Consider the following 24,979-nt stretch of genomic DNA (forward strand, 5'->3'; position numbering starts at 1 on the left):
GGAAGTTGATTCTCCTGGAGGATATCCATGGGTGAAACCTGAATGTGATGGCCTACAGGTCGTGCAGATTGCGCAGGAGAGCCAGATTTTCTTCGACCAGAACATCGTCGATGTTCTCCGCCAGAATGTACGCGCCGAAGGCTTTGGCCACCCAAACTTCGTACCCGCCGCGGTGCAGCGAATCCCGCGTGGCGAAATAGCCATAGCTGCCACACGAAGTACTGGCGCAAAGCGTATATTGAAAGGGACTGTACTGGCGCAATCGAAGTACGATTTCTGCGAATGGCTCGCCAGGGAAAGGAACAAACGCGATCGGCCCGAGAGCAGTGATCACCTGCCGGTAAGTTGTGCCAGGTAACGGTTCGGTTTTGTGGGCATGGATAACGGCTTCCCAGTGTTTGTACTCGCACATGCCCTTCCCTGGCTCATCCTTTTCGGATTTAGTCAAGGCGAACGTCCGCTCGGCTTCTTCCAGTGGAGGCAGCGACCGGTAGGGCATCATGATGTCCCCGTTGATAATGGACAACGGCAGGTCCTGGAACGTCTTGATGGACCGGTACGCACGCATCGCATCCATTCCGGCTCGCAATCCGACTTCCATGAGCGCCATTTCGCCATCTCCGACGGCGCGGAGGCTATTGGTGCGGGGGGCGATATCACCGACGGCGCCGTTGACAAAGAAAACCGGAGCGCCCGTGAGGTGTTCCACCCGGTCGATCATGACACCCGGCCAATCGCGGGACACTGCCCTGTTAGCACTGGAGAAAACGGTTGGATGCGCGCCGTAGTGGATCAATGAAACAAGCGGCCCATCCTTCCCTTCAAATCGCAAAAGGGTCATCTCGGGATCATAAGGTCCCCAGGGATTGACACCCAGGGCAACCTCGTGGTTTTCAAGGACCTCTCGTCGGTTGACGCCCACGTCACTCTGCGTTGTGCCGATGCCTACAGTTACAGGTATGGGTGATTGAGCAGCGGTGACGGCGGCTTCAATGCTTCTCTCGACGAGCCTATCGATATACGGTTTGTCCTTTTCGCTCCATCCCCAGCAATCAATGGTGCAGGGTCCACTGTGAGTCTGGATAGCACAGATAGTGATATGATCCGAAGGGATGCCTGTTCGATCATAGATTCCCTGGCGAATGGACTCGACTTCGACATCATCTACAATGCACACATCAAGGCTCAAAATGACGGCTCTCACGCTATTTTGTTCCAGGTAGAGCGCATTCGCGTTGAGTCGGTCACGTACGGATTCGGCTCTGCGGTCTGGATCCGGGTAGCCCAGCAGCAGACATCCCAGATCTGGGGTAATATCCGTTCGTGCAAATCCGGCCTGTAATCGAGTTCCCATGCGTTCTCTCCTATAAATGCTCAGACCGGGATCGTCGGCAGAAGTACGCCCGACGGGCGCTGCTTGTCCATATATACCGTGTTGCGTGCGGGTACCGTGTGTGTATGTCTCCCCATCGGTTCGCCCGTATTGGGATTCAGGTCCAGGCGGGGGAAATTGCTACTGGATATATCGATCCGAATCCGATGACCGGCTTGAAACAAATTACTGGTTGGGGGCAAAGGAATCTGAACCCGATAGACTGCACCGGGTTCCATGAGTTCTTCCTGTTCCCAGCTATTTCGATACCGCGTGCGAATCACGGAATCCACGAGGTTCATTGCATATCCATCCGGATAGTCATCATTAGACGGCGCAAGGTCGATGAGCTTCGCGGTGAAATCGGTATCGGGAGCCGAGGAAGAAATCCACAATGTGACGATGGCGGATCCGGTTACTTCCAGATCCTCCTCCAGAGGAGACGTCTGAAAGACCAGCACATCCGGTCGATCCGCCAAAAGCTGGTAGGGGGAATTCGCGCCGAATACATCGGCAGATTCCCTTTGATGGGCCGGCCCGGGAATGACGATGTTGCGCAGTCGCGTGACCGGAGAGAGAAACCGGCTCCACATCTGATCCAGGTCTCCATCATCCTCGGGAAGTTCCATGATACCGCACAGACTGCCTCCAATCGTGGGTACCGGATTGGTGGGATCGTAGGTGAAGGACAAGGGAGAGCTTTCCTCATCAGGCTCATCCGTACTCAGCAGGCCTTGCGAATGAAAGTGGTACTGAATGGAACGGGTACGGGCCAACGGCCACTCCCACTCACGGCGCCATCTTCCTCCGTGATGGTATTTTCCCTCGTCTGTTTTGCACCCTGTTCCTCCGCCCATCACAAATATACTCACAAGTGGACCGTCTTCCTTTTCCGAATCTCTTAGCCACGCGTCAAAAAACCGGCGTTGCTCTTCGAAGTAGCGGCTTACACCCCAAACACTATCAGATCCAAAATCTACATCTCCCGTGAAAGAAGAATCCCCTCTCATCCCCACGTGGTTCCAGGGGCCCATCACCAGTCGCTGCGGCGAAGAGTTTTGTTTGGCCATTGCGGCAAAATAGCCCGTGACGGCTACCGCGTACGGGTCGTACCAGCCACTTGAATAGGTGCCGGGAATGTCCGCGTGGCGTTCGAAATTCCGCTCAAAATCGTTGTATTCCCGCTCCCAGAAACTATCGTATTCTCCCCGACAATAGTAGTCAAAAAGCGTTTTTTCGAGATTGGGAATTGCGGATAGAGCAGTTTGACCGGGCTGAAACGGCATCGAAACGAGAAGCTCGCGAATCCCGCGGAGATCGTTCCAGACAGCGTTCTGCGCTTCAGGGTCATTCTGGATTTCCTGTGCGTCCTGAGCATGGAGGTAAAGCGCCCAGAACATGTGCATCTGCATGGCTCCGCCTTCTCGAGCCTGATGGTGATAGCTGTTAATAGGTGTTACGTCTGGCCAGATAGCGGTGAGATGCGGCGGACGGTGAAACGCCATTCGTGTCTGCACCAGAGCCGCGAAAGAACTGCCAACAGCCCCCACGCGTTTGTTTGACCAGGGTTGGGCAGCGATCCATTCTACCGTGTCATAGCCATCCAGACCATCGTTGATGTTGGCAACGTGGAAGTACTGACCCAAACCTTCGGAGCGGTATCGGCCTCGCAGGTCCTGGAGCACGGTCACATACCCGTGTGGCGTAAAGAAGTCTCCTATTTCTTCATAGCGTGCATCGGATTTGTCATACGGGGTGCGACACAAAATCGTGGGAAAGGGACCCAGCAGTGGGTCTCCATTGCGTGCCGGGCGGTAAATATCTGTAGCCAGACGAGTACCGTCCCGCATGGAGACCATGACGTTTTTCGACAGAATGATTCCGTATTCAGCTTCAGTATGAAGCATCCTTTGCTCCTCTGCCATTAGTGTATTCCAGAAGTCTCGCTCTGCTCTATACCCAGGTCAAAATCAGGTTCCCGTACGTATCTACGGTTCCTCGGTACCCGGGGTGGATAACGGTCGTGGAATCAATTTCTTCAACGATCGCAGGTCCATCCAAAATATTCCCCGCGGCGAGGGTATAGCGGTCGTAAATCGGACAATCCACAAATTCGTTGCGCTCGGAAAAGTAAACGGGCCGGCTGGTTTTGAGAACTGGAGCGTCTGAATTTGAATCGAGGCTACGGAGTCGGGGTTTTGCGATTCGGCCGATTGCTGAAAGACGAAGATTGACAAATTCCGCAGGTTCTTCAGGGGCGCTGTATCCGTAGGCCCGGTCGTGTTCCCGATGAAAGTAGATCAGCAGGGCTTCAATCTCGGCTGGTGTAAATTCAGTTCCAGAAAGCGGCACGGTCAGTTCATAGCTCTGGCCTACATAGCGCATATCTACCTGGCGGAGGAAGGCCTTGTCCCTGTCCTGCACCCCTTCTTCCTCCAGTATCACCCTCCCCTGTTGTTCCATATTGCGGAACGCTGTCGCCACCTCTTTGAGATCCAGCTTATCTACCCGGCATATGAATGTTGTCGAATAATCGTGCTTGAGATCTGTCACGAGCAGGCCCAGCGCCGAAGTGGTTCCCGGACTCATCGGAATCAGGGTAGTCGGAATTTCCATTTCTGCTGCCAGGCGGCAGGCATGTACCGGGCCGGCCCCGCCGAAGGCCACCAGCACGAATCCTCTCGGATCATATCCCCGCTGAACAGAAACCAGCCGAAGGGCGTTGACCATGGCCGCGTTGGCGATTTCCACAATCCCGTGGGCGGCTTCTACGGGATCCAGTCCCAGCGAGTCGGCGCATTTTTGCTGAATCGCCAGTCGAGCGGCTTCTGCGTCCAGTGCGATCTCACCGCCTAAAAAGTAATCCGGGTTGAGGCGCCCCAGCACCAGGTTGGCATCGGTGATCGTGGGATCTTCGCCGCCCTTTCCGTAGCACACCGGACCGGGATCGGCTCCCGCGCTGTGCGGTCCCACCCGCAACACACCACCCGGGTCTATCCAGGCGATTGACCCCCCACCGGCGCCGATTTCCACCAGATCGATGACGGGCGTGCGGATGGGATATCCCCCGCCTCTTGCTGCGCCCGCCTGAGCAATAGCCCCCACCTCGTAATCCTTAGTCACCTGGGGCCGCCCATCCTGTACGAGGCCCGCTTTGGCCGTTGTCCCTCCCATATCAAAAGAGATCACATTGGGATGCCCCAGTGTATCACCCAGATAGGTAGCTGCGATCACGCCAGCCGCGGGACCTGATTCGACGAGAAAAACCGGTTTTTTAGCCGCCGCTCCAAAGGTCAGAACTCCCCCACTGCTTTGCATAACCAAAAGTTGTGCCATTAACCCTTCTTCTCGCAACCGAGTCTGGATATTTTCCAAATAGCGCGCAGCAACAGGCCGGATACAGGCGTTGATGACGGTGGTGCTGGCCCGGAAATACTCTCGGAATTCCGGTGATACTTCCGAAGACAGCGACACCATCGCTTCGGGAAAGTCCCTCCTAAGAATCTCGCCGACTCGCTGCTCATGAACAGGATTGGTGTAGGCGTGAAGTAGGCAGACCGCGATCGATTCCACGCCCTCCCGGCGCAGTTGGCTCGCCGCGGCGGAGACGGCTTTTTCATCGAGAGGCTCGAGAATCTTTCCCCTCGCATCCAGACGCTCCGGCACACCAAAGCAGAGGTAGCGCGGTACCAGCGGCCGGGGCTTTTCAAACTGCAGGTCGTAAAGCGATGGACGGGTCTGGCGCGCGATTTCAAGCAGATCGCGGAAGCCACCTGTGGTGATAAAACCCGTCCGAGCGGTTTTGCCTTCGATAATCGCATTGGTGACCACTGTGGTTCCGTGTACGATATAGCCCACTTCAGCCGGTTCAATTTCTGCTTCGCCCAGAATTCGACGGGTGGCTTCCATAAATCCGAGAGAAGGATCCCGCGGTGTGGACGACACCTTACCGACACGGATGTTTCCAGTTTCTTCATCGATGAGCGTTGCATCCGTGAATGTTCCACCAATGTCAATGCCCAGCCGGTACGCCATTTTTATGTTTCTCCAAAACCGGGTAGATGATCAGGTAATCTCACTCCGCAACCTCATTGTTTCTCCATCGTTCACACGCCAGACCTCCGTATCGATCTCCGTTCGGTAGATCTCCCTTGCTCGCTCCCGGCTGACCATACCGTTTCGAACATCGCGCAACACGCGTTCGGGATCTCGCTCCGCGGGCAGACCGTAGCCACCACCACCGCAGGTACGGTAACTGACAATGTCTCCCGGTTGGAGATGAACGGTAGTTTTCGAACCAAGTCGGATAGTTTTTCCATTCGAATTGAGGAAATAACTGGCAGTGCGGCCAGATTTGCCGCCGAATAGGCCCCCGGGGCCCTTCCTGTCGCGGTCGGCGAGGATGGTGAAGGAGGTTTCATAGTCGGGGAAGAGGTAGTCACGCCGGAGGCCCAATCCGCCCCGGAATTTACCAGGACCTTCGGAGTTTTCGACCAGTTCGTAGCGCGCGATGCGTACCGGGTAATTGATTTCTGTTTCCTCGATAGGTGCGTTTTCGGTATTCTGCCCATGAGTCTGAACAGCATCCGGCCCATCGCTCGCGGCACGACCACCGTAGCCACCGGCCAGGGTTTCCAAAAAGCAGTAATACTCGCCTGTGCTGGCGATAATTCCGCCGAACCCCGCATGACATACCATGGCTTTGCTATCTGCTGGGATATGATCGGGAAATGCGGGTGCCAAAGCCCTTAGCATGACATCTGTCAGCCGCAATTGGGTCTCCCAGCCTCCGACAACTGGTGCGTGGGGTGAACAGTTGACAACCGTTCCCTCGGGCGCGACCATTTGAACCGCATTATAGAAACCCGCATTGACTGGCACATCCGGATCAATGAGACACTTGAGAACATAGGCACAGGCGGAAAAAGTCATCGCCGCGGTTGAATTCACCGGAGCGCTACGCTGAACATCAGAGCCGGTAAAATCGAAGCATATCTGATCATTCTGAATGCTAATTCGTGCGGCAAGGTGTACTGGTCGGTCCGTAAAACCGTCGTTATCCACCTGTCCATCCGCCGAAAAATCGCCATTCGGAAAATTTCCAATTTCCACGCGCGTGCGCCGTTCCGTGTAGGCAATCAATTCGCGAATGTAGAACGACACTGTGTCGCCGCCTATGCGATCGGCGAGAGCACATAAGCGGCGAACGCCTGTGTTATTGGCTGCGATTTGGGCACGCAGATCGCCTGCTATTTCGCGTTTCGCACGAATTTGCGCGAGGATGAGATCGAAGATATTGGGGACGAGTTCGCCCCGCTCAACGAGCTTGACCGGCGGGATGATGACACCCTCTTGAAAGACTTCCCTGAAAGCACCGATGCTCGCTGGGGCCCCTCCACCTACATCTACATGGTGAGCCAGGTTGGCAACATACCCCAGGCAAGTGTTGTTGTGGTACACTGGTGAAATGAGGGTGATGTCATTCAGGTGTACGCCACCCAGATAGGGATCGTTGGCCAGGATGGCGTCACCAGGGCCGAGATTTTCAGCCCCGTATGCTTCCACCATCCTGGGGACAAGCAAGGACAGGGAGCCGAGGTGGACGGGCTGCGCGAAGGCCTGGGCGACGACCCGAACCCGGCTGTCAAAAAGGACACAGGAGAAGTCGGCTCGGGTTTTGATATTGGTGGAGTAGGCACTGCGGCGCAGGGCAATCGCCATTTCTTCCGTAGCTTCAGACAGCGCATTTCGGATGACCTCAAATCGGATGGGGTCGATCTGGTCGGCGTATGGCATAGGCGTTCTTTCTGTATCAGTCCAAATGCTGGATGGAAGCGAAGGTGATCCAATATATGTGTTGGTGATGACATGCCCCATTCAATTCCGACGGAATACATCCGCTGCCGGATAAAATGCCATGACATCATCCAGCGGAAAAATCGGTCGATTACAGATCGTATGTCCGAGGCTCTGTAAGTTCGCGCTCGTCGCTCCGGGAGCGTCAACATTAATCAACTTCGCGCACCAGTCGGCGAACATATGGGGCTCGCAATGAGGCGACTTTACGACAACCAGGTCGAATTTCTTCGGATCCTGTCCATGAGCGTAAAACCACGATCGGTCAAACAGGCTGACTGGCCTTGTACCGACCACAAGAGTATAATTATCCACCTTGAGAACGGCGGTATTTCCCGAATTCCAGTGCCAGCCGAAGGTCTCGCTGCGAAAAACGCCATCTGAAAGCAGGTGAACCCGGGCCTCTATTTCCAGAGGTTCATACCTGGCCCTGTCGAACGCACCGCCTACGGTAGTGCGGATGGTGGCGCCTATGCCCGCGTCGAAAGCTTTCTGGACGGTAGCGGGATCCACGACCGGTGCAAGGACCCGCCTGGGATATTCCTGACACATCAGTTCTCGCACAATGGCATTGCTATCACCCGATGCACCGGAGCTGGTCGCGTCGGCTGCATCCATCATGACGACGGTTCCGGAATCGACTTCTGCAGCGAGCCGGACGCCTTCTCCGAGGCCAGTCAGGGGCACCTGCATCTTTTCGTGATGCTTCCAGAACCGGTTTGCCAGATCCACCGCGTATTGAGCGGCAGCGGCTTCATCGCCATCCATGACAACGATGCTATTTGTTCGAAGCTCCGGAACATCGGTGAACGGGTTTCCCCACATCACGCCCGCAGAAAGACCCGCTTTGCTGGCTTCAATCTGCTTCGCCAGTTGAATACATTCGCGAATCGCCCCGGTCTCAGTAATCATTTCATCGCCACGCACCAGTGCCGGGATCTTGACTCTTGCAGTCACGGGGCGAATATTTCCATCCAGCATCCTGGTCAACAGAAAGGCCGCGCGCTTTCCTGTTTCGACGAAGTCTATATGCGGATAGGTGTGGTACGTGACGACAGCGTCACAATGCTCAAGCATCCGATCGGTGAGGATACCGTGCAGGTCCAGGGATACCACAATCGGAATCTGGTCACCGAGGATGCGACGGGCTTCCTGTAGCAGGTAGCCTTCGGGATCATTTTCGCTCTCGGCCTGCATGGCACCGTGAAGCGAGAAATAAGCTCCATCCACTTCACCAGCATCCCGGATACTTTCGAGAAACTCATCGCTCAAACGGTCAAAGCCTTCTTTTGAAAGCACACCTCCAGACGTGTTCGCACATGCTCCGTATGTGGGCACGAGGTGAAACGATTCTTTCCGGTCCAAAACGCTCAGGGCACCGCCGACTTCGTGACCGACGCCGCGATGGAAATCGAGCATATCAGGCCCACGCACGATTCGAAAATCGTCGTACTGGCTGGATACGGGATTAAACGTCGAGACTTCCTGCTTGCACTCTGCAATGATCACTCTATCCATGATTTTCTCCATAGGCGGCGCAGAGCGAATCAGGACTCGACCCACACCGGGCTGGACCAGGCCATTTGACCGTCTTCTCGCATGAGGCGACCATAATAATAGTCCATGCCTCCCGAGCCTCCGTCTTGCGTCTCCCAGAGAATTTCGCATTCGCCGGGTTCAATCTTCTGGACGGTTTCGCCGTTTCGCACAATTTCAATAAGCGTAAAGGGGGACTCGCTGGCAGCTTCCAGGCGAATATGCCGGGGGCCGTCGTGCCTGACGGTGGATCCCATAAAAGCGCCACAGACTTCGAAGCGGAGGTACACGCGGACATTCATGGTACCAAAAACGCGGCGGTTCCACATGGCTTCGAATGCGGCTTCACGGGTGAGTTCCTTCGCCCAGAAACCCATGATGCCCTGCCGTGCGGTGAGGTGGGATTGCGCCATGTTTTGCAGGCTGGAAAGGTCGTCTCCGGGCCTTCCATCGTGGATGTCTCCGCTACCAATGATGCCGAACCGGTAGCCCAAGTTCAGAGCATCGATGACGTGCTGGCCGTCTGTCTCACCATCCTGAACTCTGATGGGATAGGGGTTGCCCTGGTGTTCGGCCCTTTCGCTGCATGCCCACACAGAGTGAATTTCTACAAGGCGTTCCATTTCGGGATCGTGCCCCGCGTGCCATTTGACGCCCATCTGGGTATTGGCCGAATGGTGCGGGACGAGGAGGGCGCCGTGCTCTCTGGCGGCTCGATAGAGACCTTCCAGGTCCTGATAGGGCGAGTCCGTAGCGCGAAGAATAGGACCGTAGTCTCCCGGGTAGTAAACGTTTCTATGGCCGACTTCGAAATTGGTCCACTCAAGCGCCACGAGTGTGGCAAACCGGCCCGGTTCATAGTGGTCGTTCGCGACGCTGACAAAGTAGTCCCACTGCCGATCAGTCAGGGCTTCGGCGTGATCGGTCATTGAAAACAGGTCCAGAAATCCTTCGTCGCGGGCAAAACCATAGACTTCCTCGGGAGAACGAATAGCGTCGCTAAAAATGGTGTGGGCGTGGGTGTCTCCCCAGAAGAGGCGTTCTACCGGGGGAGCCTGACAGACGCGAATGGGATTGCTGCGGGCCTGCTTTCCATTGGCCGTAACGGTAATATAGTGGAAGCCTTCCTGAGTATAGCGAATTCCCGGTATAGCGGCAATAGGCCGCCGCCCCCCTTCAAATGTATAGGTGGCCGGTCCTTCATAGCCGTCACCACCGGAGAGGTCAATCGAACCCTCGAATTCGGGCAGGACGTTGTCCTTGAAGGCCAATCCCCTTGGAGACAGATTGTACCGGCTGCTCAGTTGTGGTTCGGTCTGGTTGAGAGGGAAGCATTCGGGAGGAATCTCCCGAACCTCTCCGAGCAGCTTGAGCTTCAGCTCAAACGGCTCGCCGATTCCGACCACAGATGGGGCTACGATAAAAAAACCTGATAAGTCCATTGAAACATCTCCTCTCTCAATACCAGTGAATCATGTGGCCTTGACCGGGAAACCAGATGATATCTACCGCAAAAGATATTCCCACACCGACGGCCCAACCGACAACCAGGCCCAGTGCAAAGGGCTGAAATCGCCTGTAGAGGACAACGCCTCCGATCTTCATAACCAGCGCCTTTACCAACCAGGCCAGAAAAATAGTGAAACCGATCCTCCGCATTGGCCAGGAGGTGGAAAGCGGAAAGCCGATCGGAGAAAGGGGCCACCCTGGAAACCTGTAACGCAGAAAGGTCAACAAGGCAGAGACAGCCACTCCGATCCCAAAGAAAAAAAGGCGATTCCAGTCCGTGGAAAAGGGCGTTCGGATCTTCGTGAGTGTGTCGATAAAAGGGACCTGACTTCCCAGACCGAATACCCAGATGTTGAAGTTGTAGGCGCCCTGGCTGTATCCCAGATAGAAGGTAACCACTATGGAAATCACGACTCCAGCAATGATCGCACCACCCAGTGCCGACATCAGTCCTCGTCGAACCTGGGGAATTCGATCCGCGAGTTTGCCCATTTGCGTGAACGAGGGCATGAACATAGCTGCGCCCCGGGTAACGAGCATATAGGTGAATACCATGGCCGTCATGCTTTCTGGAGGCATACCATATGACCCCAGAAGATATATGGTAGCCGACTGACCCGTCACCGGTACGACGACATAAAGAAGGCCCGTCTCCGCTACGATACGGGCAACACCAAGGTATCCGACGAGAGTACAGGAAATCAGGACGATGGCCATCTTATAACTCATCCCCGCATGGTGCAGAAAACCGATCACATAGACGAGCCCGAAGACCAACCCGAAAATAGCTATGCGGTAGGACATCATTTCTTCTGAACGACCAGCCTGGGCGGAACGGAAGGCCTGGTAGAAGACTTGCTTGATGTGATTTCGCCCAACCCAGAGTCCCCAGAAGACGATAAAACACATCGCCCCCCAGCTTTGCCAACCCACTGCGGGATTTAGAGAGGACCAGGGATCACCACGGGTGCCTATGGTGTACCCAAACCGGTTGAAAACGCCGCTTTGTAAAATGAAAAGTAAAAAAAAGAACCAGGTACTGAACAGGGCCTCGAGATTGACGAAGAAGGCGAAGGCAAAGGCGAAAAAGCTGATGTGGAAATCAATTGTTGGAAAACCGGTTGCAAAGGTAAACCACTGAGGCAAGAGTGGGAAAGCGGGAATACCGGGCATGAAGTAGCCTGGGATATTCCAGCAAACGATGCCACAAGAAACCGCGAATCCACCCCAGAAAATGCGGCCGTGCATATATTCCGGTAACCAACCCACAGCCCGCGACCGCATCGCCATATCGATCCCTACCCCGATGATGGGATAATCGAGGCGTTCGTAATCAGTCCATTGTTTTCTCAAGCATACGACAATACATGCCGAGACCAGGGCAATACCCCCGGCAAAACTCAGCCACCAGAGAAGAGGACCAATCCAGACCTGCCAGGGAATCCGCATACCACCGGGCAATCCCTCAAAGAGATACCGCATGGAATCGCCGGAGTTCGATGGTGCCATCCAATCGGGAATGTAGGGATGAAAATAGATACCCCACCCGTTTTCCGGCGTCGCCAGATAATACGGCGTCGCCAGAATACCGAGAACATATCCGATGAATCCATTGGTGGGCACGACACTGCCGACCAGTCCCATACTCATTACTGTTGCCAATTCCGAAGGTGCAAGCGAAAACCGGGGGCCAAACACTCGTCCGGCCACAGCGGAAAAGACGGTCAACAAGAGAAAAAGAATAAAGTTGACCATCGGAAAATGGCTCAGGTTCCAGGTTGAGGAATGTATGATGTAGTCGGACCAGGTCACCCAGAAATTTGCCAGACCAGCAAAGCAAAACCCAATGAGTACCGAGCGAAGGGTCAACCCCCTAACACGAGAAGAGTCGGGCACTTGATCTCGACGGTCGCGTGGAGTTTCTAATGTTTGGGACACGTGATCACACTTAATTTGAATTCACCATCTATCGAAGTTCGATGTCTTCCACATCCGGCACGGCTACAGTGTCTTCGTGTATGGGCTGGACAGCCTGGCCCCATGCCGAAATGGTGCGATAATCCCGATCCAGAATAGCTGTTTCACTGATGATATCTGCGGGATCCCAGTCTTCGTAGAGGCGTTTCAAGAGCTTCTCTCGCACATCCTGGTACCGCGTGTCCAGACCCAGATCATTGAGTTCACCGGGGTCTTCTTCCAGGTTAAAGAGCGCTGGAGGTGTAGGCTCATTGTACTTGTAGAGCTTCCATGCTCCCTTGCGAATCATGCGGGAAGGCACTTCGGTGGCTACCCAGAGATGTTCGCTGAAGGTTTCATCGACCCAGTTCGGATCGTTTTCTCCGCACATTTGGGGCCACAGTGAACGTCCATCGGTAGCAGGCAGGGGAGCGGCACCGGCCATCTCGATCAGAGTCGGTCCAATATCCATGAGGTTGCAGATACTATCGCTGATTCCACCCGCGGGGATGACCCCGGGCAAACGGGCAATGAGGGGCACGGAAACAGATGCTTCGTAGTAATTGCTTTTGGACCACAGTCCGTGTTCTCCGGCCATTTCGCCGTGGTCAGAGCAGTAGATGACCAGCGTGTTTTCAGCCAGCCCCGTCTCATCCAGCTTCTGGAGCATCTGGCCGACGATGCTGTCAAAGTACTCGCACATAGCAAAATAGGCTGCCCGGGCCACGCGAATGCGTTCTTCGGGGAATGTTCTGTCCAGATCGCGCAGGCGTTTCAGCTTGCGGATAGCCGCCGGTGCTCTCTGTGCCTCTTCAGGCGTTGGCTGAGGAACATCTACCCGGTCGTAATAATATTCGAAAAGTTCCTTTGTAGCGGCGATATAGGGGCAGTGCGGAAGAACAAAGCCAGCCACAGCGGCAAAGGGACGGTCTCCCCCATCATGGGCCTTCTCGTCCAGATAATCAAGGGCAGACGCAACGACCATGTCATCATACGCCTGATAGGTACACATCCCATAACCGGCATATTCTACGCTCACGCGGCTCTGCCCAGATACACCCAGAGGCATTTTGCGAAACAGGGGAGCGCCCTGCAAAGAAACACCGGGGTGATGTGCGCCCCATTCGCCAATGGGCCGTCGCTCAAATCCGTGCCGCTGATCCGATCCAACAAAGTGCATGCGTCCAATCAGGGCAGTTTCATAGCCGGCTGCGCCCATGCCATGTGCCCAGGTGGGGATGGCAGAAGAGAGGATCTGGCTATTTGTCCAGACGCGGTTCGCGGTGGGCGTTCTGGATGTCATAAAAGCCATCCGGCTGGGCACGCAAAGCGGTGCTGCGCAATAGGCGTTGTTGAACCGTATGCCTTCGGCGGCAAGCCGGTCCATATGCGGGGTTCGAACCACTTCATCGCCATAACATCCGATGTGAAATTTGCTGTGTTGATCGGACATAATCACCAGAATATTGGGTCTATCTGCCATATGAATCCCTCCGTTATGCCACGACCTGCCGGAGCAGTGCCAGGCAATTCTCATTGATCATACCGCCCGCCTCGGGATCGACCTGGCAGGCGTGGGTGACTTCGTATCCTCCCTCGGGGTAGGCATCCACGGTAGGTACATACCCGATGGAGCCATTCGTATAGCCCACGAAGAAAGTGTGATCAAACGACGATTGATTTTTCACAAGCATGCCGTTTTCGGTAAAAATCTCCGCCGGAGCAGTCACAAAGGCGAGATCGCCGATTCGCCATGCCTGTAATTCCGTCTCAACGGGATCGAGTGGAACCCCTGTCTGATGGCTTCTAATTGCTTCCCGCACCCGACTTTGCCTCAACTCTGTCCAATATCGCTGCCCATCTGAAAGATTTCTCGCTTTCAACTCCTGATCGAATTCCCCATCGAGCTGTTCCGCGCTTTTTAAGTCGCCGTACACGTAGCGGGGCAGGTTTATAGTTTTTGAAGCGAGATTCAAACCTTGAGCCTCACCAACGCTGATGGTTTCCCAAACGCGCACCACTTCGCAGCCCAGTCGAATGCCCAGACTGTCCGATGGCTTGTGAAGATCTTCTGGTCGCTGATCCGGTCCGCGGAATCCCAGAGCGGGATTGATATCGCCCGCCGCCCCTTGTAGAAAGAGACAATACGCGCCGGTAAGACCTTCTACCACCTGGGTCATCTTTCCGGAAAACCCGGCAGAAATAGCGCGTTGCTGAGAAGTCTGTGCAACCGGATGCGTCGCAAAATTGACCAGACAGGCGATAGGGTTTCCCTCTATATCTTCAATCCGCGCCACACCGACCTCGCGGTCAACGGGTCCATCGTAGTTGTTGCCGAGAATGATCCGTCCATCTGGAGTTTTCTCTCTGCGGTTAATACCGATATCGGAACTGCCCCAGCCGATACCCATTCGCGCTGGCTTCAAATTTTGCTGTGCCTCCTGTACCAGGCCTGCCAGTTTGAATCCGAGATGAATTCGATAGGCATCGACCAACTCGGAGGCTTCAGCCGATCCCGGTCCCGGCGATGGGGATTGCTTACCTGCGCGATCGATATCAGGCCCGTAATGGGTGTGGCTGCATGCCAGGGTAATCCGATTGGCGGAGATTCCCGATACGGCCTGGATGAGCTCGCGAAACTCGGCGACTGTTTCCGCCTTAAACTGGAGGAGATCCGAGGCGATCAATACGGCTTGCTCCCCCGCGCAGGAAACTGCCATAGCCGTGGCATATAACGGGTCATTTACGCGCGTCGATGATCCCCGCCCCGCAAATCCGACCATGGGGATGCCCACCGCAGGGGTGATGTCGGTGCGGGCAATGCCGATTTCTATTGCATTTGCCATAGTGCCTCTCTTTCAATACGAGTGAATCCCGTGTCCGTTGCCGGGGAAGTAGAAGATGTCAATCAGAAAAGAGATGCCGACTCCGGCTGCCCAACCGACCAGGAGCCCGACTGCAAAGGGCTGGCACCGACGGTAGAGCACGGCACCCCCCAGTTTCATGATGACGGCCTTGATGAACCAGGCCAGAAAGATAGTGAACCCGACTCTGCGCATGGGCCAGGAAGTGGCCAGGGGAAATCCAATGGGTGAAAGGGGCCACCAGGGAAAGCGATAGCGCAAAGCCACCAGCGCGGCCGAGACCAGCGCCCCGAATAAAAAAAAGGAGATGCGATACCAGTCTGTTGTGAATGGCGACTGCATCTTGACCAGCGTATCGATGAAAGGACGCTGGCTGCCGCCCCCGCCCAACACCCATACGTTGAAGTTGTATGCCCCATGCGTGTAGCCCAGATACAGGGTTACAATGGCGGCAACCAGAACTCCGACCACAATTGAGGCACCAAGCGCGTAGATCAGACGCCTTCGTATCTGGGGAATCTGATCTGCAAGCTTGCCCAGATGGGTCAGCGAAGGCATGAACATACCGGCACCCCTCGTGACGAGGATATAGGTGAATGCCATGGCTGTCATCGAGGATTCCGGCAGGCCACGCGATCCCAGAAAATATACGGTGGAGGACTGACCCGTTACCGGTACGACCACGTAGAGCAACCCGGTTTCCACCAGGATGCGGGATACCCCCAGATAGCCGATGAGCGTGGAAAGCAAGAGCGCGATGGCCATAGTATAACTCATACCCGCACAGTACAGAAATCCAATGGCATAAACCAGTCCACTGATCAGGCCGGTAAGAGCCATCCGGTAAGACATCATTTCTTCAGCTCTGCCTTCACCCGGTACCCCCCAGATGGCCTTTGAAAAAACGTCGCGCAGATGGTGGCGAGCAACCCAGATCCCCCAGGCTACGATGAAGCAGAGAGACCCCCAGCTTTGCCAGCCAACTGCGGGGTTGTGGGAAGACCAGGGATCTCCCGAGGTGCCGATGGTGAACCCAAATCGGTTAAATACCGCGCTCTGGATTAGAAAAATCAGGAAGAAGAACCAGACGCTGAACAGGGCTTCAAGCCTGGCAAAAAATGCAAAAGCCAGTGCAAAAAAGCTGATGTGGAAGTCAATTGTGGGAAAACCAGCGGCCAGCGTAAACCACCTGGGAAGTAGAGGGAATTCGGGCAGGCCGGGTATGAAGTAACTGGGAATATTCCAACAAACGATTCCGCAGGCAACCGAAAAACCACCCCAGAACAGCTTGCCTTTCATGTATTCCGGCAGCCAGTTCCGGGGATTCGAGCGCAGCGCCATGTCGATGCCTACGCTGATGATGGGATAATCGAGCCGTTCGTTCTCCGTCCATTGCTTGCGCAAAATGACAACCGTGCAGGCCGAGATCAGCGTGATCGACGCTGCAAATGTAAGCCACCAGAAAAGCGGGCTTGCCCAGGTTTCCCAGGGGATATGCACACCTTTGGGTAGGCCTTCGAAAAAGTAGCGCACGGCGTCGTTTTCATCTCGCGGCGCCATCCAGTCGGCAAGGTGGGGGTGAAAGTAGAGCGCCCAACCATTCTCGGGGGTGGCCAGGTAATACGGCATGGCCAAAATGCCGAGCACATATCCCATAAATCCGTTGGTCGGCACGACGCTGCCCACCAGCCCCATGGCCAGAACGGTGGCGAGTTCGGCAGATGAAAAAGACCAGCGCGGTCCAAATAATCTGTCTGAAACCGATGATAAGACTGTGAGGATGACAAACGGAATGAAATTCACCATGGGGAAGTGGCTCAGATTCCAGGCCGAGGAATGAATTATGAAATCCGACCACGTGACCCACAGGTTGACCAGACAGACCACACCCAACCCAATCAGAAACGAACGCAACGTGATCCCCCGCTCCTCTGCGGCGGAAGGCACTGGATGGCTAACGATGGGATCTTGCAGAGAGGACAAATCTCTCCTCGCAATCCTTTGAGCGACAGGCCTGTATCAGGCCTATCATTGGCCTGACCCAGGGGGCCTGCCGCCCAGTAATCTCGCAAACTGATCGGGTCTAAAAACTCCCACTCAGAGATACGCGCAGCGGAGCATCGAAGCCACCCTCAATCGCCGAATAGGCAAAATCGACAGAGACCTGCCTACCTCCCACATAGTTCACGCGAACACCGGCACCAAGTGAATAACTCTCGATGTCGTAATTGGTCTTGTATCCAGCTCGAAGCGCGAGCACCCTTGCGACCCAGAGTTCACCGCCAAAATGTAACCGCTCACCGAAATCAGTGGCATAGCTGAAATCGACTGCGGCTGTGAGGTAGGTGGGATCTTCTATCGTTCCGTAAACCTCCATAGCAGCGGCGATATTGAAGACCATTGGCATGGCGAAAGTGACCGCTTCCGGCGTTACGTCTTTGCCGAAATTCTGCAATGTCATCGCCAACCTGCTGGAGCCAAATCCCGTGTAGAACAGCGTGCCGAGTGAGACATCGTAACTGGAAATTTTCTTGTCGTGCAGCGTTTCCTGAATCCAGCGACCGTGAACGCCGAAGGAGAGCCTATCGGTCATTTTCTTCGCGTAAAGAAATCCGATGGCGACATCCCCAGCATTCACCATCTCTCCCGTTCCGAGCGGCTGGAGTATGGTGGTTTCCTTGCTCTTCTCAGGGTAGAAACCGATAAAGGTAACGCCCACCACGCCATACGGCGTATTCGCCGCAACAGCTCCGGAAGCAACCGTGCTGTTTACCAACCATCGGTTGTAAGAGAACACGTACTCAATCCGTTTCATATGGGTCAAACCGGCAGGATTCTTGAATGCCGCATTGATATCATTGGATATGGCCGTGTACGCATCCCCCATTCCCACCGATCGCGCCCCCTGGGAAATCTTCAGAAATGCAAATCCTGTAAGCCCAATTCGCGAAGCAGCGGTTGAGGAGTAAATATCCTCATCCTTGATTTCCACATATCCCTGTCCCTGGGCGGGCGATTGCAGCAAAATCACAATCGCGAATACGCAGATTGATGCGTATATCCTGGTCATCATAGCAAAGCTCCTTGACTATTTGATGATTACAAATGAACCGAACCGCATCTCCCCCTGAGATGAGCCCACAAGAGACTCTACAGAGTAGAAGTAGATGCCTGACTGTACTTCCGGCCTCGCGAAGGATCGCGGCGCCTGATTCCATTCTGCCTCTCCCAGGGGCGAATCGTGATTGATCGTCCAGATCAGGTCTCCAGATGGAGAATAGATCTTGATCTGGGCCTTTCTGGGGATATTTGTAAATCGAATCTTTCTGGATCCCGGATACCTGTGTGTGCCATCATCCCGATAGGGATTGGGCACAACCAGGATTTCATCGCCGAAATTGTCTTTGGTATCCGTTGCGGGGATCTTCAGACTGGTGAAGACCTGCATCCGCTGCTCAGGCGAGGAATGCCCGCTTTCCATGCCACTCTGGACATTCTGCCGCACCTTGTCGGGCAGGTTGGCAAGCGTCTTGGTACCGTCGTTATTGGTCCAGGATGAATGCCCGGAATCGACCGAGCGGACCGAGTACCAGTAGTTGAAGCCGGGAGCGGAAGTCTCATCCTCGAAGGAATAGATGCCGCCACTCAAATGCGCGGCATCTCCCACGGGAATCTCTTTCAGCAACTTGTAAGGCCCCGCTTCCTTGGTCTCTGTACGATAGACCCGGTAGGCTCTTACGTCGGCCTGGCCATAGTCTGGATCCAACGCGCGATCGGCATCATCTGGCCATGTGAGGAGAACCTGCCCACGTTCGCTATTTCCCACTGAAAATCGCACATCCGGAGGCGGGTCGGGCAGATCGTAGCCGCTATCGTAGGCGAATTGAGCACGGCGCACATGATCCACGAGGGCCTCCCTGCCCAGTGAAACCTCGTCTTGATTGCCCGTTTGCGCCCATTCGATGATGCCCGTACCCTTGGCGTCGGCAGCTGTTCCCCCGGCAAAAACCGCCACGATTTTCACTTTTTCACCAGGACCAATATCGTATGGTCCATACGTCTGACTGTGGGCGTAATCACCGATGTCGGTGGGATTGGATTGGAATCCCTGGTCTTCGACGAGTTTGTTCCACAGTTGCTCATCACCATCATTACTGGGATCCGGATATGTGTAGTTATTTCTGCTGAAGATTTCCCACCACTTTACCGACACCGGCTGATCCGCGACTTTTGGCGCAACGTAGTTTTCCGAATCGTTTGTAAAGGGTGGGGTATAATCCAGAGGGGCAAACCCAAAGTACTGGAAGTCTGTCAGTTCTCCATCGACTCGCGCCGTGCCTTTGAACAGTGAATGGTGACGCGCCGAAACGTAGGGTCCACCAACGTCATTCCACAAAGTAGAAGGCGCGTCCCCGTCGTAGTGGTAGCTGAGCTTCAGGTCAGCGTATTCGGCCGGACCGTCGTAGTTAGCTGCACCGGTGTATCTGTAGAAATCGTCCCTCAATTCGGGGAAATCGACCCACCACGCACCCGGGCTTGAAATAAAGCACCCCGCCTGAGAGATGGTCATGATGTTTACGAACGCAAAATAGACGTCGTTGAGTTGCACGGGCATACCGGGATCCGGCTGGCCGTCTCCGTTGGCGTCTCCATTGTTGTGGAAAGTATATTCGTAAATGATGAAGTCGTCAAAGTCGGGATAGCTCCAGGAAAAGGCTTTTTGCGACACACTGATACCCGTTTTGGAGGACCAGGCCGTGATGAGAATTTCCTCACCTTGAGAATCGTCCCCGATATACCGCCCATAGTCGTGGTTGTGGATTTCCACAGGCTCACCCACAATTGGAGGTGCTCCGGGCCAGTAGTTGGACATCGGGCTGAACCCGGTAAAGTGGGAGGCGGTCATAAATCCCAGATCTTTTTCCGGGCTATTGACAATGTCATAGACCTTTTCCCGAATATCCTCGGTTTCCTGACTCGGGCCAACTGCCGAGGTGCCGTGATCTCTTGTTAGAATCATTACACCCTCGCCCCGAGAGGTGTCGTATCGGCGTGTAAACCGCGGATACCAGTGATAGTTGACAAAGCTCCAGTATTGCTCAAACTCGGTGGGTTCCAGCGGAATGATGGAACCCGGATATTGCATACCGGCTATATCCCTCATCACCTGTCGGTGAACCCGACCTGTGAGTCCGTTTCTGTACGTATGCCAGACCTTCCCCCGCGTCATGTGTCGGAATTTCCTCTGGAAGGGACTCGACTGCGCCCACAATTCCGAAGTTAGCAAGAGGGTCGCCAGCAATGGAAAAAGCAGAAACAAGATGCTTCTTCTTTTTATAGTAATCATGTTGTCTTATCCTCTTAGAAGCTGAGTCTCAATCCCAAATGCACCTGCCTTGGGGAGCCCAGAAAGGCCCTGTCGTTCGGATCTCCGAAATCCCTGTAGAGCTGGTCTGTTGGTATGGGTCTTCTCAAACCCCATTGAATATAATCGAAGTTGTTTACCCGCCGATCTTTCTGGTTGAACAGATTGTATGTTTCGACGAACAACGTGGCGTCGAAGCGGTCCCTCAGGCCGTAGAACGTCTTTTGGGCATTCAAATCAACCCAGGTGCGAAGTGGCTCATTTCGTTCCTCCACGCCACCTTCTGGAAGCGAGTATTCAAACCGGCTGCCGGTCTGCATGCGATAAATCATGTTGGCCTGAATATTCCCGAACAAACCCGCTTCGCCAACCTTTGGCCCCCAATCGCTCGGCGTTCGGTAGAGAAACGCCACGCTCCCAAATGCCGTTCTGTCCCTGCCTCGTATGCCGCCAATATTCAACTCGGAAAGAATGGGAGTGATAGCCCAGATGCCGGGTTCCTTTTCAATAGCCGCCAGAAAATGTTCATTCGGTCCTGCCGCCCCCTTGCTGGGACCACCACCTGCCTGGATGTCGCGAAGGAGTTGATTCGCCTTGGATCCGATTTCTCGGAGCTCATCCTGGGTCAGTGGAATTGGAACCTCCTGCCCGTTTCGAATCTCATAGCCAAGCCAGTAATTTCCAGCGGCGACCCACGTTGAATCCGGGAAGAACCGGTCTCCTGCTCCCCCTGCACGCCCTCCCGATAGCCACTGCGCGTTAAAGGAAGTCTGAAACGCGAAGTTATTGCTGAATCGCTTCTGGAAACCCAGTTCAATTCCCTTGATATCCTCATATCTGATACTCAGGTTGACACGGATCTGCTCGGTTCTCCCCGTGCCGGGATCCTGCCAGATCGTCGTCTCGCCGCCCGTTGTACCAGTAGATAACTGATTATCTACCGTTTTGTAGTAGGCGGTTAGCGATAAAGTATAGTCCGAAACCACGTTCCAGTCGGTTCCCACTTCAAAACTGGTGGTTTTCTCGGGCGGTGTCGCCATGTTTCCAACGCCGATCTGGTTTTCCTTTCCGAGATCATTGAACCTCTCCTCGGGATCGATCTGTCCGTTGCTGTTGATGTCGATGTCGGGAAAGCTCCCCACCCAGACCTGCCGATTCATCGTCCAGAGATTCGGAAATTTGTAAAATCTCCCATAGAAAAACCGGATGGTGCTTGCAGCGGTGATGGGATGTGAAACACCCAATCGAGGGCTGAACGCGATTTTGGCATCGGCGTCTGCCCGTGGTGCGTTTCGAAAATGTCGGAGTTTGTTGTACATAGGTGATGTTTCAAAAGATGGAACTGCGGAGCCTTTTTCTCCATTGTGGAATCCATCCAGGCGAACGCCTGCATTGACGATCATGCCGCTGAATTCCATCTTATCTTGCAAATAGAGTCCCCACTGAAAAGGGTTGATTCCCCGCTGAAAGTTTCCATCTGAAGCCCCATCTTTTGAGTAAAAGGCAACGACGCGGCGGGATTCATTTTCTCCAATCTCCCCAAATGCCCAGGCGTCGGAATAGATGAAGTCAACCCCGGCCTTGACCAGATGCCCCCTCGTGATCTGGCTGGAAATATCGAACTTGACGTTGTAACGCGCCCGCGCTGAAATTTCGTAGGCACGCACGTCGCGCGACAGGTTGAAGTACCCAGCCGCATCCCTGCGCAGGGGCTGGGTCGCTGCGGGAATATCGCTGGTATCCTGTTTGGAAAAAGAGCGCGATATTTTGGCTTCATAGAATGTCTTTGGACTCAAGGTATGGGTCAAAGAGACGTAGATCAAACTCTCACTATCCGTGAACCGTCCCGCAGAACTTCCTTCCGGTAGAAAGACGTTTCTCCCACCGTCTCCCAGGCCTCGGATAGCACCGGCCGTAGCGCTTCTGCCCAAACTGGTGCCGTTGTTCCACCCTTTGCTCCAATGGTAGAATCCGCCGAGCTTGAACTTTACATTGTCTGACATATTGTAATTTAGCTTGACTGTATTGCGGGTATTTCCCGGGGTGTGCGAAGAAGAGGAAGGAAACGAACGGGAGGATCGATCAAAGCGCGTGCTGACGAATAGCCCGGCGTCAGGCGTAAGTGGTCCAGATAGATTCGCCTCTATGAAATGGCCTGCTGCATCGGTATAATCGATCCGCTGGTGAATAGTTTGTCCCGTTTCGGGATCCGTCTCATTTTCCCAGGCGGCATCTCCCCACTTCAAGTTATCTCTAAACTGAGGGGCGTCGTAAACGTCGTTGCCCCAGTGTTTTTTGCCCGAAGGATCAAATTTGTACTCCAATCGTCCCGAATAGTTTTCCCCGGCCTCCCGAGTGACCAGATTGATGATACCGGCCTGGGCATTGCCATATTCTGCCTCCCATCCTCCGGTCAATATGGTGAGTTCCTGGACAGCCGATGTGTTTTGAAACTGGAAACGGTCAAATGCACCCACGCCATCGGTGGTCACAATGGGGATTCCATCTATGTAATAGGTCACATCCGCGGCACCAGTTCCGCGAATCATGTCGTTTCCCTCCGGCAAAACGCCGGGCTGTAAAGCGAGGAGTTCAGAGACGCTTCTGATGATGGGAAGTGACTCGATATCCTCTGATCCCATGATGTATTTGCTGGTGGTTTTGTCCGGCTCCACGGGTGGACGCTCGGCAATCACAATCAGTTCTGTGGCCTGTAGAGCTATTTCCTCCAGCGCGAAATCGACCGTCGTAGTCAGGTCAACGGCGACTTTTACATCGGTTTGAGAGATCGTTCCATAGCCCACCAGAGATGCAGTCAGTGTGTGCACCCCAGGTGGTACGGTAAGAATAAAATAAATTCCATCGGCGTCTGTGGTAGCCCCCAAACGCATCCCTTTGACAACCACATTGGCTCCGGGAAGCGGTTGTCCCTGCGCATCTCTGACAGTACCGGAAATCTTTCCCGTAGTGGCAGCGAATGTCAAATCAGCGCCAAACAGAACCAGACTCAGCGTCATGCACCACAGGAGAATTCGTTTTGATTCTCGCATATTGTGTTCCCCCTAAAAGTAGGTCTTCACGCGAATGCCCAGATCCAGCGCATGGAAGGGAAATACCTGCTTCAATCCCCACGCCTCCATGGGGCGCAACTGACCTATGATAATGTGGTATCGACCACGCAAATCAAGGGCGAATCGATCGGATGTATAGAAAGCAACGCCCAGACCGAAATTGATACCGACAGTTGTTCGGACATCCCCGTCGGATTCCAGAACAATGCTGGTGTTCAACGAGTTACCCGTTTGTCCTGGAAAGATCAGCCCTGTTTCAGTAGTACGATAGTGATACATACCGCTCCCGAATGTGAAATAAGGCCGAGCCTTTTGGTCGTTGAGTTGCTTGCCAAAAAAGAAGACGCCGTTGACCAGGAAGCTGTGAAAACGCATTTTGGACTTCGCGTTGGGACTTTTGTAAGACTGAAGATCTGTGGTACCGGTAGGCGCCCACATAAACTCGGCATCCTCCAGAGTCCCACCGTCAAACCGGGCGTGGTGGTATTCGTACTCCACCTCTATCCGCGCATGGCGATGATACACAATATTGACCCCGAATTGCGGGGCCTGTGTAAACCAGGTTCGGAGTCCCAGTACAGGCAGGTTCACGCTAATATTCCCCGCGACGCCCACTCGAGGGGTAAAGTCCTGGGCGAATGAGATTCCCCCCAGGGCCAACACGAGAACTCCGCCAAACAAAATACTTCGGAATCGAATCATAAACGCCTCCTCTCGGATTTGGTGTAATCAGGATGAGTCCACATCTATCGCGACTATTGTAGCTATGTTAAACGCGATATCACCTCCTTTGTCTATGTTTACTCAAAAGGTGTCTGCTTTCTAACGCAATGGCCTGTAGCAAAAACTGGTAGAGGGTATCGTATTCGCCGGGACCGATGATACAGTAGAAAGCCCCAACTCGCCTGGCCTCTATTTCCCGCTGGATAGAATGTTTATAGGTAGCCAGGATGACGATTATATCTGGCACTGTGGATTTGATATTTCTGATTAGATCCACTGCCTGCATATCCTGGAGACGGTCGTCTATCACGGCAATTTCTACAGGAGTACTCACAATCATATCCAGACATGCCTGCCCGGAACGCACTTGAGTCTGTTCCACAGGTTCGCCAGACAGAAGATTTTTCACGTCCCAGACCAACTGGGAATCTTCGGAGACAATCAAGATGCGTCTGTCCAACGTATATCCCTCGTGGCAATCGGGACAGAAATTGAGGCAGTGGATTTGGCAGGGATTGAGTGTGATTTTAAGGTAGCTGAATCAATTCATGAAAATTTATTTCATTTCGTCTAATATGATACATAAGCAAAAAAAGTGCCAGTCGACTAAAAAAATGAAAATCAGATTGTCTGGCACAATTAGACTATTATTTTATATGTATTTATGTGAATGAAATTGAATGGAGAGTTCCTGCAGGGCCCGGGAATTCCAGTTTGGTGAGAAACA

15 protein-coding genes are annotated in these 24,979 nt (G+C 54.1%); all 15 read right to left on the reverse strand.

Annotated elements, in window-relative coordinates:
* Positions 1-52: 52 nt before the first annotated feature.
* Positions 53-1,354 carry a hypothetical protein gene (locus F4Y39_24365; GenBank protein MYC16870.1) on the reverse strand — a complete coding sequence of 434 codons (1,302 nt, stop codon included), beginning with the start codon at positions 1,352-1,354 and terminating at the stop codon, positions 53-55.
* Between the two features lie 20 nt (positions 1,355-1,374).
* Positions 1,375-3,297, reverse strand: a complete 1,923-nt coding sequence (locus tag F4Y39_24370) for a CocE/NonD family hydrolase (protein ID MYC16871.1) — start codon at positions 3,295-3,297, stop codon at positions 1,375-1,377.
* Between the two features lie 28 nt (positions 3,298-3,325).
* Complete coding sequence (locus tag F4Y39_24375) at positions 3,326-5,407, reverse strand: hydantoinase/oxoprolinase family protein (protein MYC16872.1); 2,082 nt, start codon at positions 5,405-5,407, stop codon at positions 3,326-3,328.
* 30 nt (positions 5,408-5,437) lie between these two features.
* Complete coding sequence (locus F4Y39_24380) at positions 5,438-7,249, reverse strand: hydantoinase B/oxoprolinase family protein (GenBank protein MYC16873.1); 1,812 nt, start codon at positions 7,247-7,249, stop codon at positions 5,438-5,440.
* Complete coding sequence (locus tag F4Y39_24385; protein ID MYC16874.1) at positions 7,250-8,746, reverse strand: M81 family metallopeptidase; 1,497 nt, start codon at positions 8,744-8,746, stop codon at positions 7,250-7,252.
* A 29-nt stretch (positions 8,747-8,775) separates the two neighbouring features.
* The gene (locus F4Y39_24390; GenBank protein ID MYC16875.1) at positions 8,776-10,206 is read right to left on the reverse strand and encodes a DUF3604 domain-containing protein; all 1,431 of its coding nucleotides are present in this window, start codon (positions 10,204-10,206) and stop codon (positions 8,776-8,778) included.
* 16 nt (positions 10,207-10,222) lie between these two features.
* Positions 10,223-12,211, reverse strand: a complete 1,989-nt coding sequence (locus F4Y39_24395; protein ID MYC16876.1) for a hypothetical protein — start codon at positions 12,209-12,211, stop codon at positions 10,223-10,225.
* 28 nt (positions 12,212-12,239) lie between these two features.
* On the reverse strand, positions 12,240-13,766 hold the full coding sequence (locus F4Y39_24400; protein MYC16877.1) for a sulfatase-like hydrolase/transferase: 1,527 nt from the start codon (positions 13,764-13,766) through the stop codon (positions 12,240-12,242).
* Complete coding sequence (locus F4Y39_24405; protein MYC16878.1) at positions 13,726-15,075, reverse strand: hypothetical protein; 1,350 nt, start codon at positions 15,073-15,075, stop codon at positions 13,726-13,728. Before F4Y39_24405 ends, F4Y39_24400 begins: the two co-directional genes overlap by 41 nt.
* A gap of 12 nt (positions 15,076-15,087) precedes the next feature.
* Entirely contained in the window at positions 15,088-17,076 is a 1,989-nt protein-coding gene (locus F4Y39_24410) for a hypothetical protein (protein ID MYC16879.1), read from the reverse strand.
* Positions 17,077-17,176: 100 nt separating this feature from the next.
* Entirely contained in the window at positions 17,177-18,166 is a 990-nt protein-coding gene (locus F4Y39_24415; GenBank protein MYC16880.1) for a UPF0164 family protein, read from the reverse strand.
* Positions 18,167-18,181: 15 nt separating this feature from the next.
* On the reverse strand, positions 18,182-20,440 hold the full coding sequence (locus tag F4Y39_24420) for a hypothetical protein (GenBank protein ID MYC16881.1): 2,259 nt from the start codon (positions 20,438-20,440) through the stop codon (positions 18,182-18,184).
* Positions 20,441-20,454: 14 nt separating this feature from the next.
* Positions 20,455-23,508, reverse strand: a complete 3,054-nt coding sequence (locus F4Y39_24425) for a TonB-dependent receptor (protein ID MYC16882.1) — start codon at positions 23,506-23,508, stop codon at positions 20,455-20,457.
* Positions 23,509-23,520: 12 nt separating this feature from the next.
* On the reverse strand, positions 23,521-24,231 hold the full coding sequence (locus F4Y39_24430) for an outer membrane beta-barrel protein (protein ID MYC16883.1): 711 nt from the start codon (positions 24,229-24,231) through the stop codon (positions 23,521-23,523).
* 79 nt (positions 24,232-24,310) lie between these two features.
* On the reverse strand, positions 24,311-24,778 hold the full coding sequence (locus F4Y39_24435) for a response regulator (protein MYC16884.1): 468 nt from the start codon (positions 24,776-24,778) through the stop codon (positions 24,311-24,313).
* Positions 24,779-24,979 lie beyond the last annotated feature (201 nt).

The organism is Gemmatimonadota bacterium, from assembly GCA_009838845.1.
GTDB lineage: Bacteria > Latescibacterota > UBA2968 > UBA2968 > UBA2968 > VXRD01.

Excerpts from the sequence above, each read along its gene's own strand:
- F4Y39_24400 (MYC16877.1), bottom strand. The coding sequence starts at position 13,766 with ATGAGAATTGCCTGGCACTGCTCCGGCAGGTCGTGGCATAACGGAGGG.
- F4Y39_24420 (MYC16881.1), bottom strand. The coding sequence starts at position 20,440 with ATGATTACTATAAAAAGAAGAAGCATCTTGTTTCTGCTTTTTCCATTG.
- F4Y39_24425 (MYC16882.1), bottom strand. The coding sequence starts at position 23,508 with ATGCGAGAATCAAAACGAATTCTCCTGTGGTGCATGACGCTGAGTCTG.
- F4Y39_24405 (MYC16878.1), bottom strand. The coding sequence starts at position 15,075 with ATGGCAAATGCAATAGAAATCGGCATTGCCCGCACCGACATCACCCCT.
- F4Y39_24380 (MYC16873.1), bottom strand. The coding sequence starts at position 7,249 with ATGGGGCATGTCATCACCAACACATATATTGGATCACCTTCGCTTCCA.
- F4Y39_24415 (MYC16880.1), bottom strand. The coding sequence starts at position 18,166 with ATGATGACCAGGATATACGCATCAATCTGCGTATTCGCGATTGTGATT.
- F4Y39_24370 (MYC16871.1), bottom strand. The coding sequence starts at position 3,297 with ATGGCAGAGGAGCAAAGGATGCTTCATACTGAAGCTGAATACGGAATC.
- F4Y39_24430 (MYC16883.1), bottom strand. The coding sequence starts at position 24,231 with ATGATTCGATTCCGAAGTATTTTGTTTGGCGGAGTTCTCGTGTTGGCC.
- F4Y39_24365 (MYC16870.1), bottom strand. The coding sequence starts at position 1,354 with ATGGGAACTCGATTACAGGCCGGATTTGCACGAACGGATATTACCCCA.
- F4Y39_24390 (MYC16875.1), bottom strand. The coding sequence starts at position 10,206 with ATGGACTTATCAGGTTTTTTTATCGTAGCCCCATCTGTGGTCGGAATC.
- F4Y39_24375 (MYC16872.1), bottom strand. The coding sequence starts at position 5,407 with ATGGCGTACCGGCTGGGCATTGACATTGGTGGAACATTCACGGATGCA.
- F4Y39_24385 (MYC16874.1), bottom strand. The coding sequence starts at position 8,746 with ATGGATAGAGTGATCATTGCAGAGTGCAAGCAGGAAGTCTCGACGTTT.